Genomic DNA, 26,300 nt, shown 5'->3' with positions numbered 1-26,300 from the left:
ACGATTCTGGAAACTGTGCCCGTACCAGACATATCTACAGTAGAGAGTTTCAGCACCACAGCGGCCATCAATGTACTGCCGATGAGCCACAGCGGTCGCCATGCCCGACGGGTCGCAACGACCATGGCTCTATTCGCTCGGCAGCAGATTGCAGGGAAGCGCGTATTTTCATGTTCGTACTCTGATGGTTTGGTAAACGTTGTCTAGCGGATAGCAGCCCTTAATATTGCCAGCCATCGCCCAAGGCGTAGCATGTCCACAAGGGCAGCGGCGACATAGGTCAGTGCGGCGGCTCGCAGTACACTTCTGGCAGCGGCATACTGACTCTGCGAGATGTACTCACCCTCAATCAGGATAGGAAGTGCCTTGTTGAAGCTTGCATCCCATTCCATCGGCAGGATGATCATCTGGATGAGCGCAGAGGCCAGCATCGCTAATATGCCGGCCAGCACAGTGACCAAGGCAATCTGGGGCACGTGAAAAACGGCGGCGAGTAAGGGTGCAGCAAGCAGGATGCCTATCGCAATCTTCTGGATCGTCATTGCGAGTGGGGAGTAGCGCTGGCGCAGGTGGGTGATCCGTTCCTGCCGATGGTACTGAATGGCGTGGCCAACCTCATGGGCCGCCACAGCTACCGCCGTCAACGAGCGGCCATTCATGATGTCAGGGGACAGACGTACCTTGCGGGCGGCTGAATCGTAGTGATCACCGCCGCTTGTTGGCTCGACCTCGACATCGCCGAGATCGAAGCGCTCAATGAGATGTCGCGCCAGCTCGCCACCCGTACCAGGCAGCTCATCCAGCGTTCCGCCATGCCTGGCCATAACGTGACGAATCCACAGATGCGGCCCATAAATCAGTAGCAGAACGAGAACGATGACGAGAACAAACAGCATGTCTCTTTATCCTTGCACAAGCGCTTTCACGAAGTCTTCGACGAGAGCGGCACATAGCCGTTTGAAAAGCTCTTGAGCAGACTTTAAAAGTCTAGCAGGTTTGCATAAAAGGGGGCTGAACGGCCTCTCATCCCACTAGGCTTTATTTTGCAGCACTACCTGGGCGTTGGGTCCCGCCATTCGAAGATGCTGCTATCAGCTTTAGCAGACGAGGCTCGTCGAAGCCCTCAATTGTCTCGTTACCAATGATGAGCAGGGGCACGCCTCGTCCACCCAGGGCTTGGAAGCGGGTCATGGCTTCATCGGACTCTTCAATATCGAATTCTGTGAAAGCAGTCTTGTTCTCGCGCAGGATCGCGCGTGTCTCGTCGCAGTAGCCGCACCATGCCGTGGAGTAGAGCATGACTTCAGGGCTGTTCGATTGTGCAGCCTGAAGTTTCCTGCCGTCCTCGACCAAACGCTCCCAGTTCAGAGCGATGATCAGACAAACGAGCGCCATAATTACTTTATTCTTTGTTTCCATGCCTTGTACTCCGCATCCTTGTCAGGCCAAACAATCCGATCAATTCGCCTTATTGCTCTCATAACAACTGACGGACAGGTACGTGAAAACACTCTCTCTGTTCGACTGCAATCTTTTAGAACCAGGCTACAGACCTGCCAATCGGAAATAATTACAATTCAACCTCATCTACCGGAGGCTCAATCGCCATCCATCATTCAGCAAAGAGGTCGAAATAATGGACTATTTCATCGGTGCGTACAGAAAGTACGCTGATTTCTCTGGTCGGGCCCGTAGAAAGGAATACTGGCTGTTCACCCTGTTTTTCTATATTACCTTTGCCGTGCTGGCGGGCCTGGATGAATTGCTGGGCATATTCGGGTTAGCAATGGCGTTTTTCTTCTTTTCGCTAGTGCCCTATTTCAGTATTACCTGTCGTCGTCTGCACGATATTGGACGTAGCGGATGGTGGCAGTTGATCACTATTCTGCCTTTCATCGGCCCAATAATCCTGCTCGTTTTTTTGGTCCTAGATAGCGAAGGCGACAATGCCTACGGCCCCGTCCGAAGTTTGAGTCGCTACCAGTTTCTTAGACACCTCGCAGCCTCAAAATGATTGCAAGATCTGGCAGAGGAAGCGGGGGCAGTCCAAATTGAATCGCCACAAGTTTACTAGACACCTCCCTGTTCGCAACCATGCTCGTTTCAATACAGCGCCCGATAATAGGCGACGCCTTGTCGGCGCGGACTGGATTACGTAGCTTGTAGGTTTGTCTTTGCCAGCGAGTCGGTGGGTGTTTCTTATGGGGGATTAAAGTACCGGTTGCAACGAGGGCATGCGGAAGAATTCGTCTGGTGAACATGGCGCTAATTTCTGGGGAGGGCATTCGGCCGAGGGCATCTGGAGTCGCTATTTACAGGGCCTCAGCGGGCGGAACTTATGCTAGTCAGTCACTAGTTCTATCGGCGGCAGCGTCGCGTTGCCGTCGCCTATGGTGAGCAGTTCGACCAGCACGCCCGAGTTTAGGCCACGATTCGGTGGCAGACGGAATGGTCGCGTTTTCGCGCACCGCACTCTTAAGCTCGAACACCACCAGCGGCAGCCCGTTTATATACAGGATGGCGTCAGGAATGCGCTTCTCAGTGCCTTCGACAACCAGCTGATTGACCAGCCGAAAGATATTGCCGGTGTCGTAGGCGGCAGCAGGTTCGAGCACCAGCGTTTCTACTTCACCCTCGAGCGGCACCCGCTGCTCCGGCAGGCTGTCCAGCTGCTGAATGACGGATTCGGTCTCGCCGGCAGTGATGTTGTCGCCAGCATATTGCGCGGCCAGAAAAACTGACATAGATCGTCTTTCAGCAGTACCTCGCTGTTAGTGCCGCGCTGCAGGCTGTCGCCGGCGAAATGCGGATAGCCTTGCTGCGCGAGCAGCGCGATGATCGCTTGTTCCAGACTGGCTTCGTTGCAACTCGTTCGGTACTCCCTCATTCCACCACATCAGGCCATTTTGTCCAATAGTGCCAGTATTGCCTTCAGCGGCCGAATGCTGGAGCTAATGATCACCTGACAGCCATTGGTCTGACACCGATTCGAGCAGGGCGATCTGCTGTTGGTGCCGAACTGCATTGGTTGCCAGTTTTTCAATATTCATCAGCTTCCAACGCACAGCGGGTAACTGGGCTGCTGCGGGCTCATCAAACAAATTCCAGTCAGGTGTGCCGCGCTTGAACGAGAGTAAAAAGTTCCGATCACGCTCGGTGAAGTGCATCTGCAGGGCAGCTGCCATGTCGGTTCGGGTCTGTTCAAGCTGCGCCTGCGTGACAGCCGTATTGGTCATGCCTGCGAACTCGTCCTGGTAGCTTTCGGTCAGCGCTTTCCAGCGCGGGGCCATGAGTTCGTGAATGGGACGTGGATGCCCGAGAGCATAGGTGAGGAATCCGGTGAAGATCTCCCGAGTGATGCCTTCGTGGCGCAGCAGCATATACACATCAAACAGGTCTCGGGGGTGCTGGCGGTCCAGTGCGGCGCATAATTTGCCGCCATAAAGATCCGGAAGGCTCACCACAGCAATCTCGGCATAACCAAATTCTTCCTCAACAGCCGTCACCACGGAAAGGGTTATTGGCTCATGTAGTGTGCCCCTGGCTACGGGTGATACCTCGATCTTGACTACCGCGTCGCCACTACTAACGATCACCCTGAGCTCATCCAGTTTATTGTCGTGGAGTGATGCGTTCAACATCGGCTGCGCCTTCGTCCTGGCAACTATTTGTTGTAGGGCAGCGCGAGCATGCAGCAAGGCAGCATCCCGTGGCTCCAGCGGTAGGTAGGCGAGATCGATGTCCACAGACAGACGAGGGAAATTGCGTATGAACAGGTTGATAGCAGTGCCGCCTTTCAGCGCGAAAACGGTCTGCTCGGCAACTATAGGTAACAATCTGAGCAGCAGAGAGACCTGCCGATAATAGATCGAGGACTTATCCATATCTGGCTTACTCGCTTGTCGCCAAGGAACTGGGTACGGTTATCTGATAACGCTCATCGTAGCGCCCGTTAGGCACTACCTGGCGCTTTCCGGCACCCAGCGTCACCTTGGATTCGTCGAGGCGTTTGACCCATTGATGCCCACATTGGTGGCTCAGGAACAGAAACACGCGATTGGTTTGCACCGCGCGGCTGCGCTCAAGTAACGCTTGAACCTTCCGCGGGCTTAAGTTGACCAGCCCCTGGAACAGCTCCGCCGCGTGTTCAAAGGTGATGAAGTCGCCAACGGCATCCGCTACTTCATAGGCAGCCAGCTCCGGTTTACTGGCTTCGACTTTTCGTCCATCGACCGTCAGCAGGGTGAAATCATCTGCTTTGAGGTCGGTCAGTTTGTAATTGCCGCAGTAGCGCCATGTCTGCCCCGGGAGTTCACGAAACCATTTGGGAAGAGACTGTCTATTTCCCACACCGACCCAAACCGCTTCCTGCCCAAGTGATAAATAATGGCTGAGACCCTGCTGCGCCAGACTGCTCAAGCCGGCCAGGTGTACAGGTAAATTTAGCTGTTCAGTTAGCGCCTGGAGAGCATCCGCCCAGTTTGGCGCAGGGGTGGTGCCGGCTTGTGGGCGTACATATACTCCAGGAGCAAGCTTGCTCAGCCAGCCGCTGGCAACATATTTCTGGGTCAGTGAATAGCCTATGTCGTGCCGCGTTAACCAGGGTTGTAACACCAGTGAGCCCGGTAAGGTATGTTTCATCAGCCAGTTTATTTTGGAGGACATAGTCACGCCTTGGGTGTTAGTAAACGGTATTTGTTAAACATTGGGTTTACTCTGGCATAAATAGTAACCCTTAAGGTGTTAGTTTTCTATATAAGATAAACCTTCTGAGCGTTGCCGGTAAGTAGGTCCGGCGGGTCGCGCATCACAAGTCGGGTGTAGGCAGCGGGGGTGAAAACCTCTTTTGGTCCAGTAGCGCCAGCATTGCCTTCAGCGGCCAAATATAGTCCTTGCCACCCTTGATGCCACAGGGCCGATTAGCAAGCCAGACGCCAGTGCTGTACGGGCCGAGATCGGCAATCGAAAGTTGGTCGTGCCAGAGAAGATGCTCCACATCCTGCTTCATCTGATTGAGCGTACCCTGCACTGAGCGATCGCGTAGCGCATCGCACTGAAGTGGCGCGAGGGCGCGGGCGGCGGCGTCAAGCTGAGCTTGATTCGCGCCACCCTTGAGCAGGGTGTTCATCAACCCGTCCTGAAAGAAATAATCAAACTCGGCGAAATCTGGTTTGGTCAGGCAGGTAATCACTACTGGAAAGCGTGTTTTTTCGTGCACGAACAACACACAGTTGCGGCGCTGGAGCGTAATCAGATTGGCGTGCCAGCCGCTTAGCGGGCTTTCGCCCGGATCGTTAGCTGCGCCGGGGCGGGCTCTCGTCTTCGGCAGCCGGCCAATGTCATTTACCGGCAGCTTGGCGAAGAGTTTCTGGGTGCAGTGTAGGTGGATCATCAGTTGCTCGGGTCACCTTTCAGAGCGACAAATCACTCAGGTGATATTCGTATCAAGTTCATTTTCGGTCAATCGTCATGCTGAGAAGTTTAGTTTCTCTCTTGGCATAAACTCGCGCTGGTGTCCGGCTTCAGCAATCCGCAGTTGGTCGGATAGGAGTTTGGGGAGGAGGGTGTTGCGGAGATCGGCTGACGTCGCTTTCTCTCGTTTGTTGTTCGTCTGTCTCGAAAACAAAGCAGCGACAGTCGAAGCGTCAGCTTGCCGCTTTAATAAGACTCTCAAGTCCGTCTCGAGCATAGTGAGAGGTTCAGGAATACCGAACCATAAGACCATTAAAACTAGCCAGAAGGGTCATTGTATACAGGGCGCCAGTTACACCACCGAAGCCGACCAGTGTCAGCACAGCACACTCCACTTGGACGGTACGGGATGATACGCTGGAGAGATGACTCGCGAATGGGGTAATCACAAAGCCTAGTGCTCGGCGAACCAGTGTCGAAGACTTCGTTGGATCGAACATGACTCTTGATACGACAAATGCAGCGACTATGGATATTAGCCACGTTATGTTCTGACCAAGGGAGGGGCCTGCGACCATGCCTACCAGGTACGCTACTGGATAGAGCATGACTGCATAGGCGAGGATCTGAAGGAGGAGTACGACGCTGGCTGCAGCTTCTGCGCTCGGCGAAATAGTGTTCATCCTTGATATCTTCCTAAAGTTCCAGTCAATTGAAATGTGATGATAGCTATTCTGCGTACTCAGTGCTACGACGTGCGGCCCAGGAAACTGCTTCGCCACGCGAAAATCTATGAAACTATTGGCTGCGAGGTTGCCGCTGGCTTGGGCCCTCGCTTGCAAGTAAAGAAGCTCTGGGCCAAGGCCGACCTTCGCTTTCAGTTCCGGGCTGTGTGCGCAGCGCAATTTCGTTCCACTCATGGATATTCTCTTGCACCGCGCTCTGGCTCAACCCATATCTCCAGTAACTTGAGACCGGATCTCATCCAACGCTGGTACTTACAACAGCTCCGAATCATTCGCCCTTGTATAATTTTAGAGTTTTTGCTCTAATTCGTCGCATCAAGCAGTCACAACGGAAGCAGTCGATGCGAAAACAGGGCCTACAACTCGCTTTTACCGGCAAGAAACTATACGTCACCATCATGATGGAAACAGTGGGACGGGCGCTGCAGGCGCTGTCCCAGCAGGATGCACTGGTGCAAAGCGAGGTGGCAGGGCTACCGAACGGGTTCATCTTCTGCATGAGGGTCGGGACTGGTCAGCCAGCGCTTATGGTCATGAAAGATGGCGACGGCAGCCTGCGCTATCTTGGCGCCAAGGCCCAGGCCGAGCCTGATCTCACCATCAGCATCAAGCACATCGAACTGGCTTTCCGTATGCTTTCCTTTCAGGAAAGCACCAGCCAGGCCTTCGCGAATGATCGTATGATCGTGGACGGCGATGTGTCTTACGCCGTGCGTATGGTGCGGGTCCTGAACCGGCTCGAAAGCATCATTCTTCCAGATGTGGTAGCTCAGCTCGCGGTAAAGCGGGTAGATCGACTGCCGTTCACTACGAAAGTGCCGATGGCTTTGAAAGTCTACGCCGGCGCCACCACCGCCTTTATCGGCGACCAGCTCAATCATCTCAAATCCACCATGAGCGATCTTTCACCTGCACTGCCTCTCGGCAAGCATTGATTTTTACAGGAACAAACCATGAAGTCTGCAAACAAGGGTTACTACGAGTTTTTCTGTCCTGTCAAAACAATCGCTGGCGAGGCAGCGCTGGAACATCTGGCATTCGAACTCTCTTCCATCGGCTGTAAGCGTCCACTGCTCATTACCGACAAGGGCGTGGTCGGTGCTGGTCTGACTGACTATATCCACGCCGCGATGGACAGCGCGCAAATGGAGTTCGTCGGCACCTGTGACGATGTGCCGCCCGATTCGTCAGTCGAGACTGTTGCGGCGATCGTTGCCCAGTATCGCAAACTGGCCGCGGACTCGCTGGTAGCCGTCGGTGGCGGTTCGGTGATCGATACTGCCAAGGCGGTAAATATCCTGGTGTCTGAGGAGAGTGACAACCTGGCGAAATTCTCTGGCGCGGGCATTCTCAAGCATCCGTTGAAGCCTTTCTTCGTCGTCCCAACCACTGCGGGGACAGGCTCAGAAGTCACCTCGGTCGCCGTTATTGCGGATCTGGCCAAAGGCGTAAAGCTGCCGTTCAGCTCGCCATTTCTGCTGCCCAATGCCGCCATCATCGACCCGCGCATGACGCTGACCCTGCCGCCGCACATCACAGCCGCGACGGCCATGGATGCCATGACGCATTCGATCGAAGCGTTCACCTGTCTTGGAAAGAATCCATTAAGTGATGCCTATGCCAGTGCCGCTATCAAGCTGATCAGCGAAAATCTGATTGCCACACTGCAGACACCGAAGGACAAGCAGTTGCGACTGAAGCTGGCGCAGGCGTCTACGATGGCGGGGATAGCCTTTTCCAATTCAATGGTCGGGCTGGTGCATTCGCTTGGTCACGCCACCGGTTCGGTTGCGCATCTGCCGCATGGCATGTGCATGAGTATCTTTTTGCCTTTTGCGCTCGAGTACAACCTTGAGCAAGGGCAGGGACGGGACGTGATCGGTGAACTGCTGTTGTACCTCGCAGGTCCGGAAGTGTACGCCGCTACACCAAAGGAGGAGCGACCTGAGGCCGCCATTGCAGAGATTCGTGGCCTTCGCGACGAACTCTATGCGCTGTGCTCACTACCCCGAACGCTCTCTGAAACCGGCAAGGTCGAGCGCTCGCAGCTGAAGAGAATTGCCGAATTGGCGCTGGATGACGGCAGCATCATCTTCAATCCGGTAGAAGCGGATTACGAAGACCTGCTCAAGCTACTCGAGCGCGCTTATTAGGCCATGCCCCTTAGGCAGGGCAGCCTTCAGTAGTCGTCGTTGGCAGCGCCGTCGCTGTCAACCTGTACGAAGAGGACGCCCAGACCTTCCTCCTCAACCCGCACGACCCGACCGGTGACCAGTTCACCGGGCCCGGATGGCAAGCCAAGCACCCGCAACTGGATTTCCACGTTCTTGTGCGAAAGCAGCTCGTTCCTGAGCTTGATGAACGCGCCTGACTCTGAGATATCCCGTGTCTGCGTCACCATCGTGCCCGTCGACGGGTGCACGACCTCTACCCTGAACGAGGCTTTGATGCGTTGATGTTGCCGAAGCTCCTTGCTTCGCGCGGCCGCAGCGAAATCTTCGTCATCGAAATCCAGGTCATCATGATTATCCTGGGACTCTTTGTCCTTTCCGAGTAATGCCTCGAAGTCATCGTCGTCGTTATCCAAAACACCGTCCAATCTGAATTCATCTGCGTATTGCATAGTCGAGCACTACTATCGCGCCGACCGCACCCATCATCGAAGTATAGTCCATGACTTACGCAATGAAATGACCGCCGTGAACGAGTCTCCCAGGTTGCATACCATCGAGCTCACCGATAATGGCTTGTACTGCCCAGCGCTCGAAGCCTATATCGATCCATGGAAGCCGGTTGGCCGTGCCATTATTACACACGCCCATAGTGATCATGCCAGCATGGGGCATGGCCATTACTTCGCGCATCATGACTCGGTGCCAATCCTGCGGCACCGCCTGGGCAATGACATCGATGTGCGAGGCTTCGACTATGGTGAGCCGCTTGATCTGGGTGGGGCTGCCAACGATGCGCCGGCCGTGACGCTGCATTCTGCCGGCCACGTGCTGGGCTCCTCGCAGGTCAGGATCGAGAGCGGGGAGGGCGTCACCGTCATAACCGGCGATTTCAAGATCGAGCCCGATCCCAGCTGCGCGCCCTTCGAGCTGGTTCAATGCGATCAGCTGATCACTGAAGCCACCTTTGCCATGCCCATCTATCGCTGGCCTGCAATCGAATCGGAGATTGCTGATATCGTGAGCTGGTGGCGTCATTGTGCTGCCCGCGGCAAGACTGCTGTGCTGTGTGCCTACGCCTTTGGCAAGGCGCAGCGAATTCTGGCGGAACTGTTGCGGTATGCCGAGGCTGAGGATGAACCACCGCCGGCCCCGCACGTGCTGCAGCACGGCGCGATGGAGACGCTTACCGAACTGTATCGGGCAGCAGGCATTGCCATGTACCCCACAGCCGCTGCGAAAGACGCCGATGTGGTAGCCGGCCAGCTGGTACTGGCGCCGCCCAGCGCGAGCGGATCTACCTGGATGAAACGCTTCAGGAAAGCCGAAATCGGCTTCTGCTCCGGCTGGATGCAGGTGCGGGGCAACCGCCGCCGACGCGGTTATGACCGCGGCTTCATCATTTCCGATCACGCGGACTGGCCACAACTGATGCAGCTCATCGATGGCAGCGGCGCTTCGGCCGTATTCCCCACGCATGGCAATACCGATATTCTAATTCGTTATCTCCGCGAACGCGGGCGAGCTTGCGAGCCTCTGGCAACCGCATTTTCGGACGAAGAATGAAAGCCTTCACCGCACTGTTCAACGCACTCGATACCACGACGTCGACTAACGAGAAGATCGATGCCTTGGTGAAGTACTTCCGAAGTTGCGATGCGGCCGACGGTGCCTGGGCGGCCTTTCTACTCTCAGGGCTGCGTGCTCGCCGGGCGGTATCGGGGCGCCTCCTGCGCCAGGTGCTCGTGGACCCTTGTGGCTGGCCCGAGTGGATCGTTGAAGAGTGTTACAGCCATGTCGGTGACATTGCCGAAACTGTGGCGCTGTTATTGAAATCTTCGCCAGGTATTGATCAGAGCGCCGCAATCCAGCCGCCGGACAAGAGTCTTGCCAGCTGGATGAGCGAACTTCGCGTACTCGTAAACAAACCTGACGAGGTCAAGCGCGAGTGGTTCGTGACAAACGTTTTGCCGCAACCCCCCTTGCAATGTTTCGTACTCTGTAAGATGGCCGGTGGCAGCTTTCGCGTGGGCGTATCCAGAGGCGTGGTAGCCAAAGCCCTGGCGAAAATTGCCGAGTTGCCCCCGGCCGTCATCCAGCACCGCCTTGCCGGTCAGTGGGAGCCGAGCGCTGAGGTCTTTGAAAAGCTTATCAGCCGGACCGAGGAGGCCGATCCCGCCAAGCCCTATCCCTTCTGTCTCGCCTATCCACTCGAGCCAGGTGAGAACGCCCTCGATGACATTCTGGGCGATCGGGCGCACTGGCTGGCGGAATGGAAGTACGATGGCATCCGCGCCCAGCTGATCAGGCGCGAAGGCACGGTGATGATCTGGTCGCGCGGTGAGGACATGATCAACGCGCAGTTCCCAGAGATCGAGCGCGCCGTGGAAGCGCTTGGCTATGACTGTGTGCTTGACGCGGAACTGCTGGCCTGGGCCGACGAGCCCGAGCTGGAAACTCAAAGAGGTGCCGGCACTGCCGGACTGGAAGGGCGGCCGGCCGATTTCAACCAGCTACAGCGGCGTCTTGGGCGCAAAAAAGTATCTGAAAAGATGCAGCGTGATATTCCGATCGTCTGCCTCGTGTTCGACTGTCTCGAGTTTGAGGGTGAGGATCTGCGACAGCGCCCACTGACCGAGCGGCGAGCCTATATAGATCGAATATTGAAAACTCAGCCCGAGGCCAACGCTGGTCTGCAGCCACTTCGTACCTTACCGCCGGTTGTTGTTGACGTTAGTCAGAAAGACTCCAGGGCGGGCCATTGGCAGGGGCTCGAATCGCTACGACAGGAAAGTCGTGAGCGCGGCGTTGAAGGGCTTATGCTCAAACGGCTGGACTCGGTGTATGAGGCAGGGCGGGTACGTGGTGGCTGGTGGAAATGGAAGATCGAGCCATACACTGTGGACGCCGTCATGCTCTATGCACAGGCAGGACACGGCCGTCGCTCGAATCTGTACACTGACTACACATTCGCCGTCAGGGCCGGCGAAGAGCTGGTGCCTTTTGCCAAGGCTTATTCTGGACTGACCGACGCCGAAATCCGTCGGCTGGATCACTGGATCCGGCGCCATACCATCGAGCGTTTCGGGCCGGTGCGGTCGGTAGAGCCGCTGCAGGTTTTTGAACTGGCTTTTGAAGGGATCGCACGCTCGACGCGTCACAAGTCCGGCATCGCCGTGCGCTTCCCACGCATATCCCGATGGCGCGAAGACAAGACCGTGGAAGACATCGATAGCCTCGAGACCATCAGCGCGCTGATCGACCCGACGGCCAGCGGCGACTGATGCTGCCTTCAGCCATAGAGGCGTGGTTCGATGCTCGTGGCTGGCGTCCTGCTGCCTTCCAGCTTGAGACCGCTGAAGCCTTCACAGCGGGTCGTTCAGGTCTCCTGCACGCACCGACCGGAAGCGGCAAGACGGTGGCGGCTTTGCTTGGGCCCCTTTCCAAGGCGTTAAATGAAGGGCAGGCCGGAGGCCGCATCCAGATTCTTTGGGTGACCCCGCTGCGAGCACTCGCTACCGACACGACCAATGCCATCCGCACAATGGTGGCAGAGCTGCTGCCCGATTGGCAGGTGATGAAGCGCTCAGCCGATACCTCCGCTTCGGAGCGACAGAAGATTCGCCGCCGGCTGCCGGAAGTGCTGGTCACCACGCCTGAAAGTCTGTCGCTGTTGCTGAGCTATCCCGATAGTCAGCAGCAGTTCAGCAGCCTTCAGGTCTGCGTGGTGGACGAATGGCATGAGCTCCTCGGTAGCAAGCGAGGCGTTCAGCTGCAGCTGGCTCTGGCGCGTCTGCAAACACTGGCACCACAGATGCGCCGCTGGGGGCTCTCAGCCACACTCGGCAACCTGGATGAGGCCCTCGAAGTGCTTTGCCATGGTCTGCCTGCGGCCCGTGGTGGGGCACCGCTGCGAATAGAGGGCGACGCGGTCAAGCAGGTCGAGATCGATACGCTTATCCCCGCCCGTATCGAGCGCTTTCCCTGGGCTGGGCATCTGGGCCTTTCACAGTTGGATGGTGTATTGGCCAGAATCGAGTCGGCACAGTCGACACTTGTCTTTACCAATACGCGATCCCAGGCCGAACTCTGGTATGAAGCCATTATCAAGGCCCGTCTCGACTGGCTCACCGTGACAGCAGTGCATCATGGTTCGCTGTCGAGAAAGGTTCGCGGGCAGATCGAGGACGGTCTACGCAGCGGCTACTTCAAGTGCGTAGTGTGTACCTCCAGCCTCGACCTGGGCGTCGACTTCAGTCCGGTCGAGCAGGTCATTCAGATTGGCAGCCCGAAAGGTGTGGCCAGACTCTCGCAGCGGGCTGGTCGTTCAGGCCATCAGCCAGGGTCTACCAGTCGAATTCTCTGCGTACCCTCGCATGCCTTCGAGCTACTGGAGGCGCTGGCTGCGCGTGAGGCGGTTCAACTTGGTAATATCGAGAAGCGACCACCGCTGCGCCTGTGCCTCGATGTGCTGGTGCAGCATCTGGTTACGCTCGCATTATCCAAGGCATTGATCCCCGATGCGATTCTGGCAGAAGTTCGTCGGACTCATGCCTTTGCTGGACTCAGTGATCAGGCCTGGCAGTGGGCGCTGGACTTCATTAGCCGTGGCGGCAACGCGCTCCAGCACTACGACGAGTTCAGCAAGGTGGCGCCAGGCGAGGCGCCTGACGAGCCATGGTCCGTGCCTTCGCGCCGCATAGCCCTACGCCACCGCATGGCAATCGGAACGATCACGTCCGATGCTGAAATCAGCGTGAAACTGATCAAGGGCCGGCGTCTGGGGCAGGTGGAGGAATCGTTCATAGCGAAGCTGACGCCTGGGGACGGCTTTCTGTTTGCCGGTCGTGTGCTCGAGTTCGTCCGCTTGAAGGATATGGTTGCGGAAGTCCGCCTGGCGCGAAAGAAAGGCCGCATTATTCCGCGTTGGTCAGGTAGCAAGATGCCGCTTTCGACCCAGTTGGCTGACGGTGTCATCAGCTGGATGGGGCGGGTCAGTCAGGCGCTGGAATCCGGTGGAGCCGATCCTCGTGACCTGACCCAGGCGGTGAAAGCGCTCGAAGATTTCCCGCGTGAAATCCTGGCCCTCGAGTCTCTGCTGCGGACTCAGCAACGCCTGTCTGCCTTGCCAGCGCCAGGCCGGCTGCTCGTGGAGGCGGTCCGAACCCGTGAGGGCACACACTGCTACATCTATCCTTTCGCAGGCCGCTTGGTTCACGAAGGCCTTGCGGCCATTATCGGCTACCGACTCACACGCAGAACACCGATCACCTTCAAGATGACGGTAAACGATTACGGCATCGAACTGCTGACCGCAAGGGCCCTGCCGTTCGACGAGGCCAGTCTCAAGGATCTGTTCAGCATCGAGCAGCTCGATGACGACCTGTTGGCCAGTATCAACAGCTCCGAGTTTGCCAAACGCCAGTTCAGGGATATCGCCAGGATCGCTGGTCTGGTGTTCGGTGGCTATCCTGGCGCGGCGAAATCGAATCGTGGGCTGCAGATGTCGACCGGCGTCCTGTTCGACGTGCTACGTGAGTACGACCCCGAGAACGAACTTATCAAGCAGGCCTTCCGCGAGGTACTGCATGAGCAGATGGAATACGAGCGCCTGCAGTCAGTAATGCTGAAGCTACAGGATATGCAGGTCGAGCTACAGACGCCGGGCCGTCTCACGCCGCTGGCCTTTCCGCTGTGGGCGCAGCGCATTCGCGAGCAGGTGGTCTCATCCGAGCAGTGGCAGGATCGTCTGGAGCGCATGCTGGAGTCACTCTACAAGGGTTTGTGAACCGTTTTTCACGCCTATTGGGGGTGCATTCCTGCGATTTCTGGCATACTGTTCGCCTGTACAGTCATTCGTCTCCCTTAACCTCAGTCAGAGCCACCTTTTTTGACCTTCGACCATGTTCAATAGCCAGTTGGTGAAATCGCTGCAACAGGATGACGGACCCATGTTTCCACCTGTCAGTCACGAGATACGCGGCCAGGAATTCAGATTCATGGCGGGTGGTGGCGTCCTTTGGGTCAATACGTCCACTTTGCTGCTGGCTGACCTCCATTTCGGCAAGGCCGAGGCGTTGCAGCGACGTGGCGTTCAGCTGCCACATGGTTCGGACCGGTCGGACCTGAAGAAGATCAGGGCGCTGGTCCAGGCGACTGCGGCCACACGGCTCATTCTGCTTGGCGATATCTTTCATGCGCGGCCGACTGGCACTGAGGCTATCTTCGATGAGTGGAATGCGCAGCCCTTGCTCACCAGTGCAGGCACACCCGTACACGTGCTCGCCATCGTGGGCAATCATGATCGCCATGGCGCCTCGCGTGCGAAGGGTACCTTACATGAACCGGCAGTAGCCCAGCTCCAGGGATTGCAATGGCTGCCTTCGTATGCTGAGGCAGGTTTTAGCTTCCATCACGAGCCCTCAGAGCGCGTAGCCGGCACCTACGGCTTCTGTGGTCATATCCACCCCTGTCTCACACTCGGTACCGTTGCCGATCGGGCTCGATTTCCGGTATTCTGGATTCAACCGGATCTCTGTGTGCTACCGGCATTCGGCGCCTTGACTGGCGGGGCTGCCATCAGTGTCGGACGGGCAGATGCCGCTGTCATTCTCACACCAGCAGGTCCACGATGGGCCGTGCAGGCCCGACCTCGGGACTGTGCCGACAAGAGGGACTGAACGAGGGGCTGAATGAGAGCCCTGTAGCATGCACTACTGGTTTCACTATCATTGTGGGACGCCAAGCGAGGGGGTTGATCATGTCGGAAAAAGAAAACTTTTTCGCTGAAATGGCAGACGTCAAGCCGCTCGAAGAGCCGAGCCAGGCGCTTGTCAAAAAAAGTGCGGAAATCACACCGGGCGTTATCGCACGCAGGGCAGCAGCAACCCGCCGCCAACTGCTCGATCAGAACCATCTTCGAACTGATGAAGTGCCGTTGCTCAAAAGCAATGACGTGCTGTCGTACAAGGTCACCGGTCTCCAGAACGGCGTGTTCAGGAAGCTGCGCCTGGGTCACTACCTTATTGAGGCCAGGCTGGACCTTCACCGCCGCACCGTCGAACAGGCGCGACAGGAGGTATGGCAGTTCATCCGTGATTGCAGCAAATATGAGTTGCGTACCGTGATGATCCTGCATGGTAAAGGTGACCGGAATGCTGATCAGGCCGCCACGCTCAAGAGCTATCTCAATATCTGGCTGCCAGAATTTCCTCAAGTGCTTGCCTTCCACAGTGCCCAGGTCCAGCACGGTGGTACTGGCTCGGTTTACATCATGCTGCGCAAAAGCGAGCGCGAGAAGCAGGAGAACCGTGAGCGCTTCGGCGGTAAGGCCTATCCCACAGGTGTCTAATACCTGTACCAGCGGATAGTGTGCCGACATTTACAACTGACCAGGGGTCATTTACTCTCCGCAACAAGAACAATCACGAGGAAGAAAGATGCAACTGTCTGTCAACGGCAGACTGGTGGAGGTCGCGAGCCCGCCAGATACGCCACTGTTGTGGGTCGTACGCGACGAGCTGAAGCTGAAGGGTAGCAAGTACGGCTGTGGCATGGGTCTGTGTGGCGCCTGCACCATGCATCTCAACGGCACACCGATACGGACCTGCATCACACCGGTATCAGCGGCGGAAGGCATGGAGATCACCACGATCGAAGGTCTTGGTAGCGAGGAGGCGCCTCATCCCTTGCAGAGCGCCTGGCTGGTTCATAACGTTCCGCAGTGCGGCTACTGTCAGTCGGGGCAGTTGATGAGCGCAGCCGCGCTGCTCGCCCAGCATCCCCAGCCGAGCGATAGCCAGATAGACGATGCCATGAGTGGCAACCTCTGTCGCTGTGGAACCTATCCGAACATCCGCAAGGCCATACATACCGCTGCAGCGCAAACGCAACAGGCGCCGAAAGCTGATTCTGCCAGTGCTTCGGTGTCTGCTGTTCAGTACTGGGAGCAATCTTGATGATCAGACAGTCTGATGTATCTAAAGCACTGGCGGACAGCAAATTTGGCAGTGTCGAAACGTCGCCTTCGCCTGGCAGTGGTGTCGACCGCCGTAGTTTTCTGAAGATGACGGCTGGTATGAGTGGTGCGCTTTGTGTGGGCATAAGTCTGCAAGGCTGTGCGACTTCAGCGCTGGAATCTACCGAGGCAAACTCATTCCGGCCGAACGCCAGCATCGAAGTCCTGCCAGACAGCCAGGTCCTGGTCACGCTGGCTCGGGTTGAAATGGGGCAGGGCACCATGACGGGCATCAGCACCCTGGTAGCCGAAGAACTGAACATCGACCCCGGCCAGATCAAGATTGTCTTTGCACCGCCAGCAGAGCCTTACGTCCATCCCGAATACGGTTTTCAGATTACCGGTGGCAGTAACAGCCTCAGCAGCAGCTGGCTGCCAATGCGACAGGCGGCTGCCACGACACGAATGGCGCTCGTCGAGGCCGCAGCAGATCTCTGGTCAGTTGCACCTGCCTCGGTACGCTGTGACAAAGGCTTGTGTTATCACCCGAAAAAGGACACCACACTCACGATAGGTCAGCTGGCTGGGCTTGCTGCGAACCGACCTTTGCCCGACGCGGTCGAGTTGAAGCCGGCGTCGGAGTTCCGACTTATTGGTAAGCCGGTGCAGCGGCTGGATGCCGTGGCCAAGACCTTCGGTGAGGCTCAGTACGGCATAGATGTCGAACTCGAGGATATGGTGTACGCCTATATTTTGCGTGCGCCAATGATTCGTGGACGGTTAACGGAATTCGATGCCAGTAAGGCCACTAAAATGCGTGGTGTGCTGAAGGTTGCTGCAGTGCCCAGTGGCGTGGCCGTCATTGCCGACAGCTGGTGGCAGGCCAAGCAGGCTGCAGAAACCATCAAGGCTGACTGGGTGCCGGATCCGGAAGTCGGCGAGCCCGATACCGCTGATATCTTTCGACTCTACGAAGAACGCATCGCGCAGTCCGGCTTCGACCGGGTGCGTGAGCAGGGTGATCTCGACGAATTTGCTGAAGAAGGCACTGTCGCGCTCGAAGCCGAGTACCGCGCCCCGTTCCTCGCGCATGCCACGCTCGAGCCACAGAACTGCGTGGCCTGGTTGCGCGACGGCAAGTGCGATATCTGGGCGCCAACTCAGGGGCCTGACATCGCCCGTTTCGTTGCCCAGCGCGAAACCGGCTTGCACAGGGACGACATACAGGTGCACCAGACCTACATTGGTGGCGGCTTCGGCCGCCGGCTCTCGCAGGATTATGTCGCTGACGCCGCATCCGTTGCGGTGCATATCGACCGTCCCGTGAAGGTCATCTGGACCCGTGAAGACGATACGAGGCACGACATCTATCGTCCCGGCAGCCTGCATCGACTCAAGGCTTTCGCGACCAGCGACGGCAGTATTGAAGGCTGGCAGCACAAGATCGCTGCGCCCAAGGTCATCACCTACTTCATCGAAGATGCTGCCGGCGTGCAGTTGCCTGGGTGGGCGGGTGGTGGTCTGACGTCAATGGTGGCCTCGCTTGGACGCCTGATCACGCCGGACATATCGGCCTTCGAAGGTGCGGACGACATTCACTACGGTTTCAATCATATCCAGGTTGATCATCATGTCGCCGACGCGGGCATCCCGGTAACGTATTGGCGAGCAGTTGGCCACTCCTTCAATGGCTTCGTTGTCGAGTCGTTTATCGATGAGCTTGCAGACGCCAAGGCACAGGATCCACTGGCTTACCGCCTGCAGCTGCTGGCAGAGAGTCCGCGTCATCAGGCCGTGTTGAAGAAAGTCGCGAGTATAGCCGGCTGGCACTGGGACGCGGAGCAGAAGCGCAGTCTGGCCCCTGCCCATCGCAACAAGAGCGGCAATGTGGTGCAGGGCCTGGCCGTGCACAAGAGCTTCGGCACCTATGTGGCGCAGATCGTCGAATTAGAGCTCGATAACGTCGATGCGCCCAAAGACTACCGCATCAGCCGAGTATTCTGTGCAGTCGATTGTGGTACAGCGGTCAACCCCGAGATCGTGCGGGCGCAAATGGAGAGCGGTATCATTTTTGGCATAACGGCTGCGAGGTACGGCGACATCGAATTCGAGAAGGGCCGGGTGAAACAATCCAACTTTCACGACTACCAGCTCTTACGAATGAGCGAGTCGCCGGAGATCGAAGTGGCCATCATCGATAGTGATGCCTCTCCGACTGGCGTTGGCGAGCCGGGATTGCCGCCGGTGGCCGCTGCAATTGGGAACGCCCTGTTTGCGGCAACAGGTCAGCGTCTGAGGCAGTTGCCATTGCGGCTCGGCTAATAGGTGACGACAGCGCAAATGCAAGCACCCCAGGCGACGCCGGGTATCTTCAGTCTGGTAAGGGACCGGTTCGCTGCGGGTGATGAGATCTTTCTGCTCACCGTCGTTGAAACTTTCGGTTCGTCACCACGGCCGCCCGGCGCCTGCCTGGCCCTCTGTCGCAGTATCGACGGGCGGATGCAGTCTGCAGGATCGGTCTCAGGCGGCTGCATCGAGGCGGAGCTACTGCAGTATCTTGCCCGGCATTCACAGTCAGATGAAAGGCCATTGCCCGCTTATGCGGTTGAAACGATTTACTACGGCGACAGTGCGACGCTGGACCCAGTGTCCGCGAATCAGCACTTCGACCTGCAGGATTTTGCGCCGCCAGATGGTGCTGTCTTGCCATGCGGCGGCAGACTGCGTCTGCTGATCGAGTATTTCGGCCATGAACAGGTTCAGATCGCAGAGGGACATAGCAAGCATTTCGCTGCCATTACTCATGCACTACTAGCGCGCTCGAGTCTTGTCCGAACGATAGATTCAGGCTCGCAAGCCTATTCGCTGACGCTGGATGCAGGGCACCCGGATCTCTCTGTTTCCGAGCGTCACTTCAGCTTCCATCTCCAGCCGTCGTGGCGTCTCCTGTTGATCGGGGCCAATGATGTCTCAAGGCGCCTGGTGCTCATCGCCCAGGATCTTGGCTTCGAGGCCACAGTCTGCGAGCCACGTGACTGGTTCTATCAGCTGGCAACAGGCAGTGTCGAGTGGCAGCAACTGCCTGAAGGCACACTGGTGCAGAGCCTGCCGGACGACCTTGTCGAGAGCCGCTTCTCCGATCGATGGTCGTCGGTCATGGCCCTTGGGCACGATCCCAGGATAGATGACATGGCTCTGCTTTCGGCACTGGCCTCTGAGGCATTTTATGTCGGCGCCATGGGGTCGGTCAGAACCAGCGCCAAGCGTTGCGAACGTCTCGCTTCCCTCGGCCTGAGCCCTGCCCAGATCGAGAGGCTCGACGCACCGATCGGTATGGATATTGGCAGCAAGACGCCGGCCGAAATAGCAATTGCGGCAGCCGCTACACTCATAGCAGCGCGGAATCGGGCCAGGCAGGGCAGTGCTGCCGAACGGACAGTCGCTGAGCCAGCGCGGCTAGCCCAATAGCGTATGACATGGCTCATTCTGGCTGCTGGCATGGCGAGACGTTTTGGCGCAGCCAAGCTACTGGCGCCGGTCCAGCTGAACACTCCGGCAGAAGGGAAGGCCCGTGAGGTCCCGTTGATAGAAGCGACGATAGCGAGTTTTTGCGCAACGGCCTGGCCCGTGGCCATCGTTATTCGTGAAGATGATATCGCTCTGCAGCGTGCGCTAGTCAGTCTGGATGTGCAGGTGCTATCAGTCACGTCCAATGGCATTGGCGATTCCATAGCGGCTGGCTTGCAGACGCTGCTCAGCCATTCGGAAACGCCCATCGAGACAGTCGGTATCGCACTTGCTGATATGCCCTTACTCTCGTCAGATCTGCTCAGCCAGCTCATCGAATACGCCGGGCCCGGTGCCGTCGTCAGGCCTGTCCATCAAGCCAGTGGCAAGGCCGGGCACCCGGTGGTATTCGGCAACAGCTTCTTTCCCCAGCTTATGCAATGTTCCGGCGATAGCGGCGCCCAGGCTGTCGTCGCTTCAGCCGGGAGTCGGCTGAGATTGCTGCCCACGAGCTGCGAAGGCTGTATCGTGGATGTCGATACGCCGGCAGACCTGCAGCGAGCCCAAGGGCTGTTGAACCTCCAGCGCTAAAGCCGCTCCTTAAGCGCGCGAAGCTGTCAGCCCAGCCAACTCAGGAAACAGGTCGAGCTGAATGCCGCCGTGTGCGTCACCCGTTTGACGGAATCGCACACCAATGCCGAGCAGGCGGACGGCACGGTTCTCCCTTGCGAGTGCTTCGCTGAACAAGGCTGCGAAATTGTCCGCCGTCGCATCGGTGCCGACTCGTTCCAGCGTGGTCGTAGTGAAATTATCGAACTTCACTTTGACGAAGCTCTTGCTCACCTGGAAGTGTTCCGGCATGCGCGATAGCCGAGTGTTCAGCCGCTCGAGCAAATCTGGCAGACAGTCGTAGCAGGCTTTCGCATCAGCCAGATCTTCAGCGTAAGTGTGCTCGACTGAAACCGACTTGCGAATGCGGTCACTCGTGACTTCCCGCTCGTCCCGACCGTAGGCGAACTCATGCAGACGATGCCCGAAGCTGCCGAATTGTTTCATCAGATCGTTCAGTTGCCACGATCTGATATCGCCACAGGTTTCGATACCATGCCGCTGCAGCCGTTCAGCTGTAACGCGGCCAACGCCATGAATGCGTTTCACAGGCAAGTCGGTGACGAAATCTTCCACCTCGTCCGGCCGTACCACTTTAAGCCCATCCGGTTTGTTCCAGTCACTGGCTATCTTCGCCAAAAACTTGTTCGGCGCGACACCCGCTGACACCGTGATGGCTAAAGCCTCGAAGATTCGTCTGCGGATTTCGGTGGCCATCAATGTGGCGCTGCCTCGACACTGCCTACTGTCACTCACGTCGAGATAGGCTTCATCGAGCGAAAGCGGTTCAACGAGGTCAGTATATTCCTTGAAGATGTCGCGCATCACGGCAGACGCGCTGCGGTATTTATCCATGTTGACGCCGACCAGTACCAGGTGAGGGCAGAGTCGCATGGCCTCACCGGTCGACATCGCCGACCTTACGCCATAGCGTCGGGCTTCATAGCTGCAGGTGGTGATCACGCCGCGCCGATCAGCACTACCGCCCACGGCCACCGGCAGACCACGCAGCCCCGGATCGTCACGGATTTCAATCGCGGCGTAGAAGGCATCGGCATCTATATGTATGATCTTGCGGCTTCTCGTCATTCGCAGGATATCAATCGCTTGAAGATTCAGGTGTTCAGAGAGGTGTTCAGACTCTCGTGGCCGCTGTCGGCCGCCCAGATTGCACAGTCGCTCATGATGTTCACCGACACCGTGATGTTCGGCCTGCTCGGTCTTGCCGAGCTTGGCGGCGGCGGACTCGGTGCCAGTATATACCTGTTCATCATTACAGTAATGACCGGTTTGTTCTCGGCACTAGGTAATGAAGTTGCCATACTCTCTGGCACAACTGGTATCTCGCAGCAACAACGCACACATCGCATCGCCTGCGCTGTCAAGGCTGGCATCGTGCTGGCGCTTTTCACCGCGTTCGTGCTGGCCCTTGCGCTGCAGTTCCTGCCAGCGCTGCTGCCACTGTTGGATCAGAGCCCTGCCAACATACCGCATGCAGCAACATATCTGCAGACTGCGGCGCTGATCAGTTTTCCTGCTTTCGTATTCCTGATCTTCCGTGGCCTGGCAGCAGGGCTCGGGCGAACCCGCAGCCTCATGCGTATCAGCCTGTTCTGCTGCGCGCTCAACGCGCCGGTCAGCTATCTGTTGATGTCTGGTTTCGGGGGCTGGTCTGGTTTCGGTGTTGCGGGTGTGGCAATGGGCACGGCCGTGGTTCAGCTGCTGATGCTCGTGTTGCTATTGCGCGAGTTATGGCGTGACGAGCAGGTTAAACCGGTACTGCAGGCGCTTTCTGGCGCAGGATTCAGCTTCCGCCAACTCATCCCGTTCTGGACGCTGGGTGTGCCAATAGCGCTGGCCTGGGCTATGGAGATTGGCCTGTTTACCATGGCTACCGTGCTGGCCGGTACGCTTGGGCTGGTGGCATTGGCTGCGCATCAAATCGCCTTCCAGACGGCTTCGCTGTCTTTCAATATCTACATCGGTATAGCCCAGGGTACGGCTATCAGAGTCGGGCAGTGTTTCGGTGCGGGACAAATTGCGTTGGCCTTCAGCTACATGCGCGGCGGTCTCGTACTGGGTATGCTGTTCTGCGCGATCGCAGCTAGCGTCTTTATTCTCGTGCCACACTGGCTGGTCGGACTATTCACGCTCGGGGTCGACAGTACCGCAGCCGCCGCATCGTCCGCGGGACAAGCTGATCAGGCAGCTGAGTTGCGTGACTTGAGTATCCAACTGTTGTTTGTGGCGGCAATCTTCCAGGCAGTGGACTGCGTGCAGGTGATATTGATGACGGCCACCAGAGCCTTCAGGATGGGCACGTCGCCTACAGTGGTGGCAACGATAAGCTACTGGCTGATTGGCTTTCCAGCGGCGTGGCTGGGCCTGCACTGGCTAGGACTGATGGGCATCTGGCTTGGACTGGGCATCGGCTTGGCTTCGGCAGCCTTCGGACTGGCTTATCTGCTTAGACGTTTCGCCCGAGTGTCAGGGCAGCAGCAGCTCGAATACGGCGCCTGAACCAGAAGGGCCTACCTGACCGTTGCGCAGCCGCACCTTGCCTGTCAAATCGTTGCCGCTATGCAATTTAGCGATCCGGTCGGCAAAGTAGAGGCCGAGATGCGTGCTGCCGGAACGAAAATCACTGCTCAGGTGAAACTCGTCCGCCGCGCTCAACATTTCGTCAGGAAAGCCCGTGCCATCGTCCGCTATCGATATCAGCACGCCATATTCAGCATCCGAGGGTGCCACTGGTTCTTGAGCCGAAATGACAATGGTCTTCTCGCAGTAGCGTATGGCGTTAGCTAGAACATTGTTGATGATGCCGCTTACAAGGTCCCGGTCGAATACGGCAGTCAGTCCAGTCGCACACTGAATCTCACAGTCGACACCACGCGACTGGAACAGGGGTTCATAGCGCGCCACTTGCTCGAGTAGGAAATCATCGACATCGTGTTCGTCAAGCGTAATACCGGCGACGCTGTTTTCCAGCTTGTACAAGGTGAGCAACTGAACCAGGTCGTTGTTGACCCGCGAAGCCTCGTATTGCAGGGTCGAAATCCGATGACTGGCCGGATGGTTACCATCGACCTCCGGCAACAGTGCCGCCAGTTCGTCGATACTGTGCAGCAGCAGGCTCAGCGAGTTCTTCATATCGTGAACGCTGGAAGCCATCACGAAGGCAAAATCGATCGGCTGGCCTGAATTGCTCATGCGCTTGCTCCGCTTGCAGTGACTTTGTTGAAGCGTTCCTGCAGGTGGGTAAAGCGCTTGTACTGCTTGTCTGATGCCTCGATTCGCTCAAGCGAGCGCAAGCTCTGTCGACCGGCTTCGACCAGTCGCTGGTCGAGGGGCTTATCAGCTGCCATCTTCACCAGGGCCTGGATGAAGTTGAGGTTGAGGCCCACCTGCAGCGGCGTAATCGCGATAGCTTCTTCAAAGTAGGCAATCGCCTCTGCAAAGCGGTTCTGCTCGTAAGCCTGGATGCCGCTCTTGTTGCGCTCTCGAGCAATGAGCTTTTCCTTCATGCTCACCGGTTCTTCGATGAGCTCGTTGATCTTCCGCAGAATCGTCGGATTGTTGGCATTATCTTCCGCCAGCCGTTTCAGCAGCGCATCGCCTTCTTCCTTCTTGCCGATATCGAAAAGGCTTTGGGCCATGTCGAGCAGAACCATTGGGTCGAGCGTACCTTCCGGGTTCGCAGTAGCTTTTTCCACCACTGCCTGAGCCTTGTCGAGCGCGTCCGCGGCGCGATGCTCCTTGCCCGCGGCCTGGCAGTTTCTGGCCTCGGCCATGTGCGCCCGCATGACTACGCCAGGGTCACTGGCAAATCGGCGTCTGGTTCGATCGAGCGCCTGTGAGGCCTCTTTCAGCATGAGCTCCGTGTCACGCTGCAGGTTTGGATCGTCGGGCGTCTCCGTAACCTTCCTGCTCGTCACATCGGCGATCACCTGGGCATACTGCAAATAGGTGTCCGAACTCTCGAGACAGCTCTTGTCGCTCAGTTTGACTGCCTGCTTATAGGCGCTCATGGCTTGGTCAAGATCACCGATATCGACGCTCAGCTCTGCCAGCTTGCGCTGCCGGGTGAGGGCCATGGGTGAGATGGTCGTGGCCGCCAGAAGGGATTGCTGGGCGAGCTTGTATTGCTTCTGCTGGCGATGCGCCTCAGCCTTGAGGTCATAGGCTTCAACCAGCTGAGGATTCTTCTGCAGCAGGAACTCGAATTCTGCCTCTGCCTCTGCAGCACTACCTTCAGCCAGCATGACACGGGCCATACCCAATCGAGCCCAGTCGATATCGCGACTCTTCAGGATGTCTGCGTAGATCTTCTTCGCATGCTGATAATCGCCCACCATGTAAAACAGGTGGGCCTGGGTCTTGTACAGCCAGACCTTGAATTTCGAACCGATTCGCAGGTGTTTCGCACACAGACTGATAGCTTTGGAATAGTCTTCGAGGTCAATCGCCTTGTTGATATCCAGCACCGAGTCTTTCAGCTCGATCAGCTTGTCCATGCGGTTGGCGAGCAGTGCACGGGTAATGGGTTTGGTGATATAGGCGTCGGGAGAATATTCGAGTGCGCCGAATACCATGTCGCTGCTGGCTTCGGCGCTGATCATGCAGAATATATCAGTGTGGCGCAGGAGTTTGCGATGTCTCAGTTCTTCGAGTACCTGCTGACCGTTCTTGCGATCACCCATGTTGTAATCGCAGAAGACCACATCATGATGTCGACTTAGGCAGGCTTCAACGGCTTCGTCGCCGTTACGTGCGCTGTGGACATCCGATGCGCCCATGCTACGGAGCATTTGTTTAAGGGAGATAACAAAGCTGTCGAAGTCGTCTACGATGAGAAACTTCTTCCGTTCATAGGCGCGAAAGAACACTAATTATCCTCTAGGATACCAATCATCTCGTTCACCATAAGTCTCATCTCGCCAACCTGAGCTTCAAGCACATCAACTTGCTGGGCTTCTGTTCCCAGCGCCTCAACTTTCTTCGAAAGCTGTTGTAGCTGGGCCAGTTCAACAGCAGGTTGACGGGCCGAAAAACTCTGCTCCAGGGTCGCAATCTTGTTATCGAGCTGATCGATATGCGTTTCCTGGGCCAGCAGGGTGGACAGCATGATGATTGCAAAGGCTGCCAAGCCAAGCGTAGCCCATTTGAAGCGTTTCACCAGTACGCGATCCTGCGCATGCAATTCGGCAACGACGGCTTCTCTGATATTGGCCTCAATGGCAGCAATCTGCTCGAAGCTCAACACTGGCCCGTGACCCTGCGATCGGGAGAATTCATGATCGTTGGCGCCGGTCACCAGCGCGTTACGGAACTTGCGCGAATCGAAGCGCGGCGAGTAATCCTCGTCGTGGTTCATCTCGATGTCGACGACGTCGAGATCGTATTCAGGATTCATTGAAGCCGAAGATTCGAACGACTCAGGTGAGTCGAGATCGTAACGTGGCGCCTTGGCATCTGCGCGTACGGAAGCGCGCTGCAGCAGCATCTTCTCTACGAGTTCAAACAGATCGCCGCGTTCGACCTGCTTGGTAATGACGCCAATGGCACCAAGCGATTTGGCCTCCTCGACGTATTTGGCAGCGTTCTGGGATGTGTACATAACGACCGGAATATCGGCCGTGGCGCGTTGCTGCTTGAGCAGCTTCAATGTTTCGAAGCCATCGAGCCCAGGCATGAGATGGTCGAGAAAGATCATGGCCGGCGGGTTGTTAGCCGCTACCTGAAGAGCCTCTTCTCCTGACCGGGCCTGTCTGGTTGAAATATCCATGCTCTTGAGGATGCGGGCGAGCATGAGACGGGCTGTCGCTGAATCATCGACGATGAGTGCTGACTGCGCTTGCAAGGGGACCACTCCAAACTAATAACTGAGGGCTGTGG

The 26,300-nt window shown here is 57.1% G+C and carries 25 protein-coding genes and 1 pseudogene; 13 read left to right on the top strand and 13 right to left on the bottom strand.

Features of this window, described 5'->3' with window-relative positions; all coding sequences use genetic code 11:
* Nucleotides 1-17: 17 nt before the first annotated feature.
* The 3 genes and pseudogenes from ACH3PB_RS09285 to ACH3PB_RS09275 all read right to left on the bottom strand — a co-directional run.
* Nucleotides 18-68 (bottom strand): annotated as a pseudogene (locus tag ACH3PB_RS09285) (hypothetical protein); the annotation flags it as partial.
* A gap of 135 nt (nucleotides 69-203) precedes the next feature.
* Nucleotides 204-896, bottom strand: a complete 693-nt coding sequence (locus tag ACH3PB_RS09280; RefSeq protein ID WP_416399179.1) for a zinc metallopeptidase — start codon at nucleotides 894-896, stop codon at nucleotides 204-206.
* 142 nt (nucleotides 897-1,038) lie between these two features.
* A complete protein-coding gene (locus ACH3PB_RS09275) occupies nucleotides 1,039-1,419 on the bottom strand; it encodes a glutaredoxin family protein (RefSeq protein WP_416399178.1) in 381 nt (126 codons plus the stop codon).
* Nucleotides 1,420-1,636: 217 nt separating this feature from the next.
* On the opposite strand from ACH3PB_RS09275, the gene ACH3PB_RS09270 reads away from it, so the two are divergent.
* The gene (locus tag ACH3PB_RS09270; protein WP_416399177.1) at nucleotides 1,637-2,014 is read left to right on the top strand and encodes a DUF805 domain-containing protein; all 378 of its coding nucleotides are present in this window, start codon (nucleotides 1,637-1,639) and stop codon (nucleotides 2,012-2,014) included.
* A 331-nt stretch (nucleotides 2,015-2,345) separates the two neighbouring features.
* Here ACH3PB_RS09270 and ACH3PB_RS09265 read toward each other — a convergent pair whose 3' ends face one another.
* The 5 genes from ACH3PB_RS09265 to ACH3PB_RS09245 form a co-directional block, all read right to left on the bottom strand.
* On the bottom strand, nucleotides 2,346-2,744 hold the full coding sequence (locus ACH3PB_RS09265; RefSeq protein WP_416399176.1) for a type I restriction endonuclease: 399 nt from the start codon (nucleotides 2,742-2,744) through the stop codon (nucleotides 2,346-2,348).
* 207 nt (nucleotides 2,745-2,951) lie between these two features.
* Complete coding sequence (locus tag ACH3PB_RS09260; protein WP_416399175.1) at nucleotides 2,952-3,884, bottom strand: nucleotidyl transferase AbiEii/AbiGii toxin family protein; 933 nt, start codon at nucleotides 3,882-3,884, stop codon at nucleotides 2,952-2,954.
* Between the two features lie 7 nt (nucleotides 3,885-3,891).
* On the bottom strand, nucleotides 3,892-4,665 hold the full coding sequence (locus ACH3PB_RS09255; RefSeq protein ID WP_416399174.1) for a type IV toxin-antitoxin system AbiEi family antitoxin domain-containing protein: 774 nt from the start codon (nucleotides 4,663-4,665) through the stop codon (nucleotides 3,892-3,894).
* A 142-nt stretch (nucleotides 4,666-4,807) separates the two neighbouring features.
* Entirely contained in the window at nucleotides 4,808-5,392 is a 585-nt protein-coding gene (locus ACH3PB_RS09250; protein ID WP_416399173.1) for a DUF6933 domain-containing protein, read from the bottom strand.
* A gap of 307 nt (nucleotides 5,393-5,699) precedes the next feature.
* A complete protein-coding gene (locus ACH3PB_RS09245; protein ID WP_416399172.1) occupies nucleotides 5,700-6,095 on the bottom strand; it encodes a hypothetical protein in 396 nt (131 codons plus the stop codon).
* A 404-nt stretch (nucleotides 6,096-6,499) separates the two neighbouring features.
* On the opposite strand from ACH3PB_RS09245, the gene ACH3PB_RS09240 reads away from it, so the two are divergent.
* Together ACH3PB_RS09240 and ACH3PB_RS09235 are read left to right on the top strand one after the other, a co-directional pair.
* A complete protein-coding gene (locus ACH3PB_RS09240; RefSeq protein WP_416399170.1) occupies nucleotides 6,500-7,093 on the top strand; it encodes an SCP2 sterol-binding domain-containing protein in 594 nt (197 codons plus the stop codon).
* An 18-nt stretch (nucleotides 7,094-7,111) separates the two neighbouring features.
* A complete protein-coding gene (locus ACH3PB_RS09235; RefSeq protein WP_416399169.1) occupies nucleotides 7,112-8,311 on the top strand; it encodes an iron-containing alcohol dehydrogenase in 1,200 nt (399 codons plus the stop codon).
* A 26-nt stretch (nucleotides 8,312-8,337) separates the two neighbouring features.
* Here ACH3PB_RS09235 and ACH3PB_RS09230 read toward each other — a convergent pair whose 3' ends face one another.
* On the bottom strand, nucleotides 8,338-8,745 hold the full coding sequence (locus ACH3PB_RS09230; RefSeq protein ID WP_416399168.1) for a PilZ domain-containing protein: 408 nt from the start codon (nucleotides 8,743-8,745) through the stop codon (nucleotides 8,338-8,340).
* Nucleotides 8,746-8,857: 112 nt separating this feature from the next.
* Between ACH3PB_RS09230 and ACH3PB_RS09225 the strand changes: the two genes are divergently transcribed.
* The 9 genes from ACH3PB_RS09225 (at nucleotide 8,858) to ACH3PB_RS09185 (ending at nucleotide 20,384) form a co-directional block, all read left to right on the top strand.
* Nucleotides 8,858-9,895 carry a ligase-associated DNA damage response exonuclease gene (locus tag ACH3PB_RS09225; protein ID WP_416399167.1) on the top strand — a complete coding sequence of 346 codons (1,038 nt, stop codon included), beginning with the start codon at nucleotides 8,858-8,860 and terminating at the stop codon, nucleotides 9,893-9,895.
* Complete coding sequence (locus ACH3PB_RS09220; RefSeq protein ID WP_416399166.1) at nucleotides 9,892-11,613, top strand: ATP-dependent DNA ligase; 1,722 nt, start codon at nucleotides 9,892-9,894, stop codon at nucleotides 11,611-11,613. The genes ACH3PB_RS09225 and ACH3PB_RS09220 overlap by 4 nt, the downstream gene beginning before the upstream one ends.
* On the top strand, nucleotides 11,613-14,117 hold the full coding sequence (locus tag ACH3PB_RS09215) for a ligase-associated DNA damage response DEXH box helicase (protein WP_416399164.1): 2,505 nt from the start codon (nucleotides 11,613-11,615) through the stop codon (nucleotides 14,115-14,117). The genes ACH3PB_RS09220 and ACH3PB_RS09215 overlap by 1 nt, the downstream gene beginning before the upstream one ends.
* Nucleotides 14,118-14,280: 163 nt before the next feature.
* A complete protein-coding gene (pdeM, locus tag ACH3PB_RS09210) occupies nucleotides 14,281-15,009 on the top strand; it encodes a ligase-associated DNA damage response endonuclease PdeM (protein ID WP_416399163.1) in 729 nt (242 codons plus the stop codon).
* Between the two features lie 80 nt (nucleotides 15,010-15,089).
* Nucleotides 15,090-15,680, top strand: a complete 591-nt coding sequence (gene smrA, locus ACH3PB_RS09205) for a DNA endonuclease SmrA (RefSeq protein WP_416399162.1) — start codon at nucleotides 15,090-15,092, stop codon at nucleotides 15,678-15,680.
* 88 nt (nucleotides 15,681-15,768) lie between these two features.
* Nucleotides 15,769-16,287 (top strand): (2Fe-2S)-binding protein, encoded by a 519-nt coding sequence (locus ACH3PB_RS09200; RefSeq protein ID WP_416399161.1) that lies wholly within the window; start codon nucleotides 15,769-15,771, stop codon nucleotides 16,285-16,287.
* On the top strand, nucleotides 16,287-18,608 hold the full coding sequence (locus ACH3PB_RS09195; RefSeq protein WP_416399160.1) for a molybdopterin cofactor-binding domain-containing protein: 2,322 nt from the start codon (nucleotides 16,287-16,289) through the stop codon (nucleotides 18,606-18,608). The genes ACH3PB_RS09200 and ACH3PB_RS09195 overlap by 1 nt, the downstream gene beginning before the upstream one ends.
* An 18-nt stretch (nucleotides 18,609-18,626) precedes the next feature.
* A complete protein-coding gene (locus ACH3PB_RS09190) occupies nucleotides 18,627-19,754 on the top strand; it encodes an XdhC family protein (protein WP_416399159.1) in 1,128 nt (375 codons plus the stop codon).
* 3 nt (nucleotides 19,755-19,757) lie between these two features.
* Nucleotides 19,758-20,384 carry a nucleotidyltransferase family protein gene (locus ACH3PB_RS09185; protein WP_416399158.1) on the top strand — a complete coding sequence of 209 codons (627 nt, stop codon included), beginning with the start codon at nucleotides 19,758-19,760 and terminating at the stop codon, nucleotides 20,382-20,384.
* A 9-nt stretch (nucleotides 20,385-20,393) separates the two neighbouring features.
* Here the strand turns inward: ACH3PB_RS09185 and dinB are convergent, their stop codons facing one another.
* A complete protein-coding gene (gene dinB / locus ACH3PB_RS09180; RefSeq protein ID WP_416399157.1) occupies nucleotides 20,394-21,491 on the bottom strand; it encodes a DNA polymerase IV in 1,098 nt (365 codons plus the stop codon).
* A gap of 18 nt (nucleotides 21,492-21,509) precedes the next feature.
* On the opposite strand from dinB, the gene ACH3PB_RS09175 reads away from it, so the two are divergent.
* On the top strand, nucleotides 21,510-22,922 hold the full coding sequence (locus tag ACH3PB_RS09175) for an MATE family efflux transporter (protein WP_416399156.1): 1,413 nt from the start codon (nucleotides 21,510-21,512) through the stop codon (nucleotides 22,920-22,922).
* Here ACH3PB_RS09175 and ACH3PB_RS09170 read toward each other — a convergent pair.
* The 3 genes from ACH3PB_RS09170 to ACH3PB_RS09160 are packed head-to-tail and all read right to left on the bottom strand — an operon-like array spanning nucleotide 22,890 to nucleotide 26,265.
* The gene (locus ACH3PB_RS09170) at nucleotides 22,890-23,615 is read right to left on the bottom strand and encodes a sensor histidine kinase (protein WP_416399155.1); all 726 of its coding nucleotides are present in this window, start codon (nucleotides 23,613-23,615) and stop codon (nucleotides 22,890-22,892) included. The two genes, ACH3PB_RS09175 and ACH3PB_RS09170, sit on opposite strands and share 33 nt — an antisense overlap.
* A complete protein-coding gene (locus ACH3PB_RS09165) occupies nucleotides 23,612-25,291 on the bottom strand; it encodes a response regulator (RefSeq protein ID WP_416399154.1) in 1,680 nt (559 codons plus the stop codon). The genes ACH3PB_RS09170 and ACH3PB_RS09165 overlap by 4 nt, the downstream gene beginning before the upstream one ends.
* Nucleotides 25,291-26,265 (bottom strand): response regulator, encoded by a 975-nt coding sequence (locus ACH3PB_RS09160; protein WP_416399153.1) that lies wholly within the window; start codon nucleotides 26,263-26,265, stop codon nucleotides 25,291-25,293. Before ACH3PB_RS09160 ends, ACH3PB_RS09165 begins: the two co-directional genes overlap by 1 nt.
* Nucleotides 26,266-26,300: the final 35 nt, after the last annotated feature.

It is taken from the genome of Allohahella sp. A8, assembly GCF_047946665.1.
Lineage (GTDB): Bacteria > Pseudomonadota > Gammaproteobacteria > Pseudomonadales > Oleiphilaceae > Allohahella.
The sequence above is the reverse complement of the archived record's forward strand: the minus strand, read 5'-3'. Positions and strand labels throughout refer to the sequence as shown.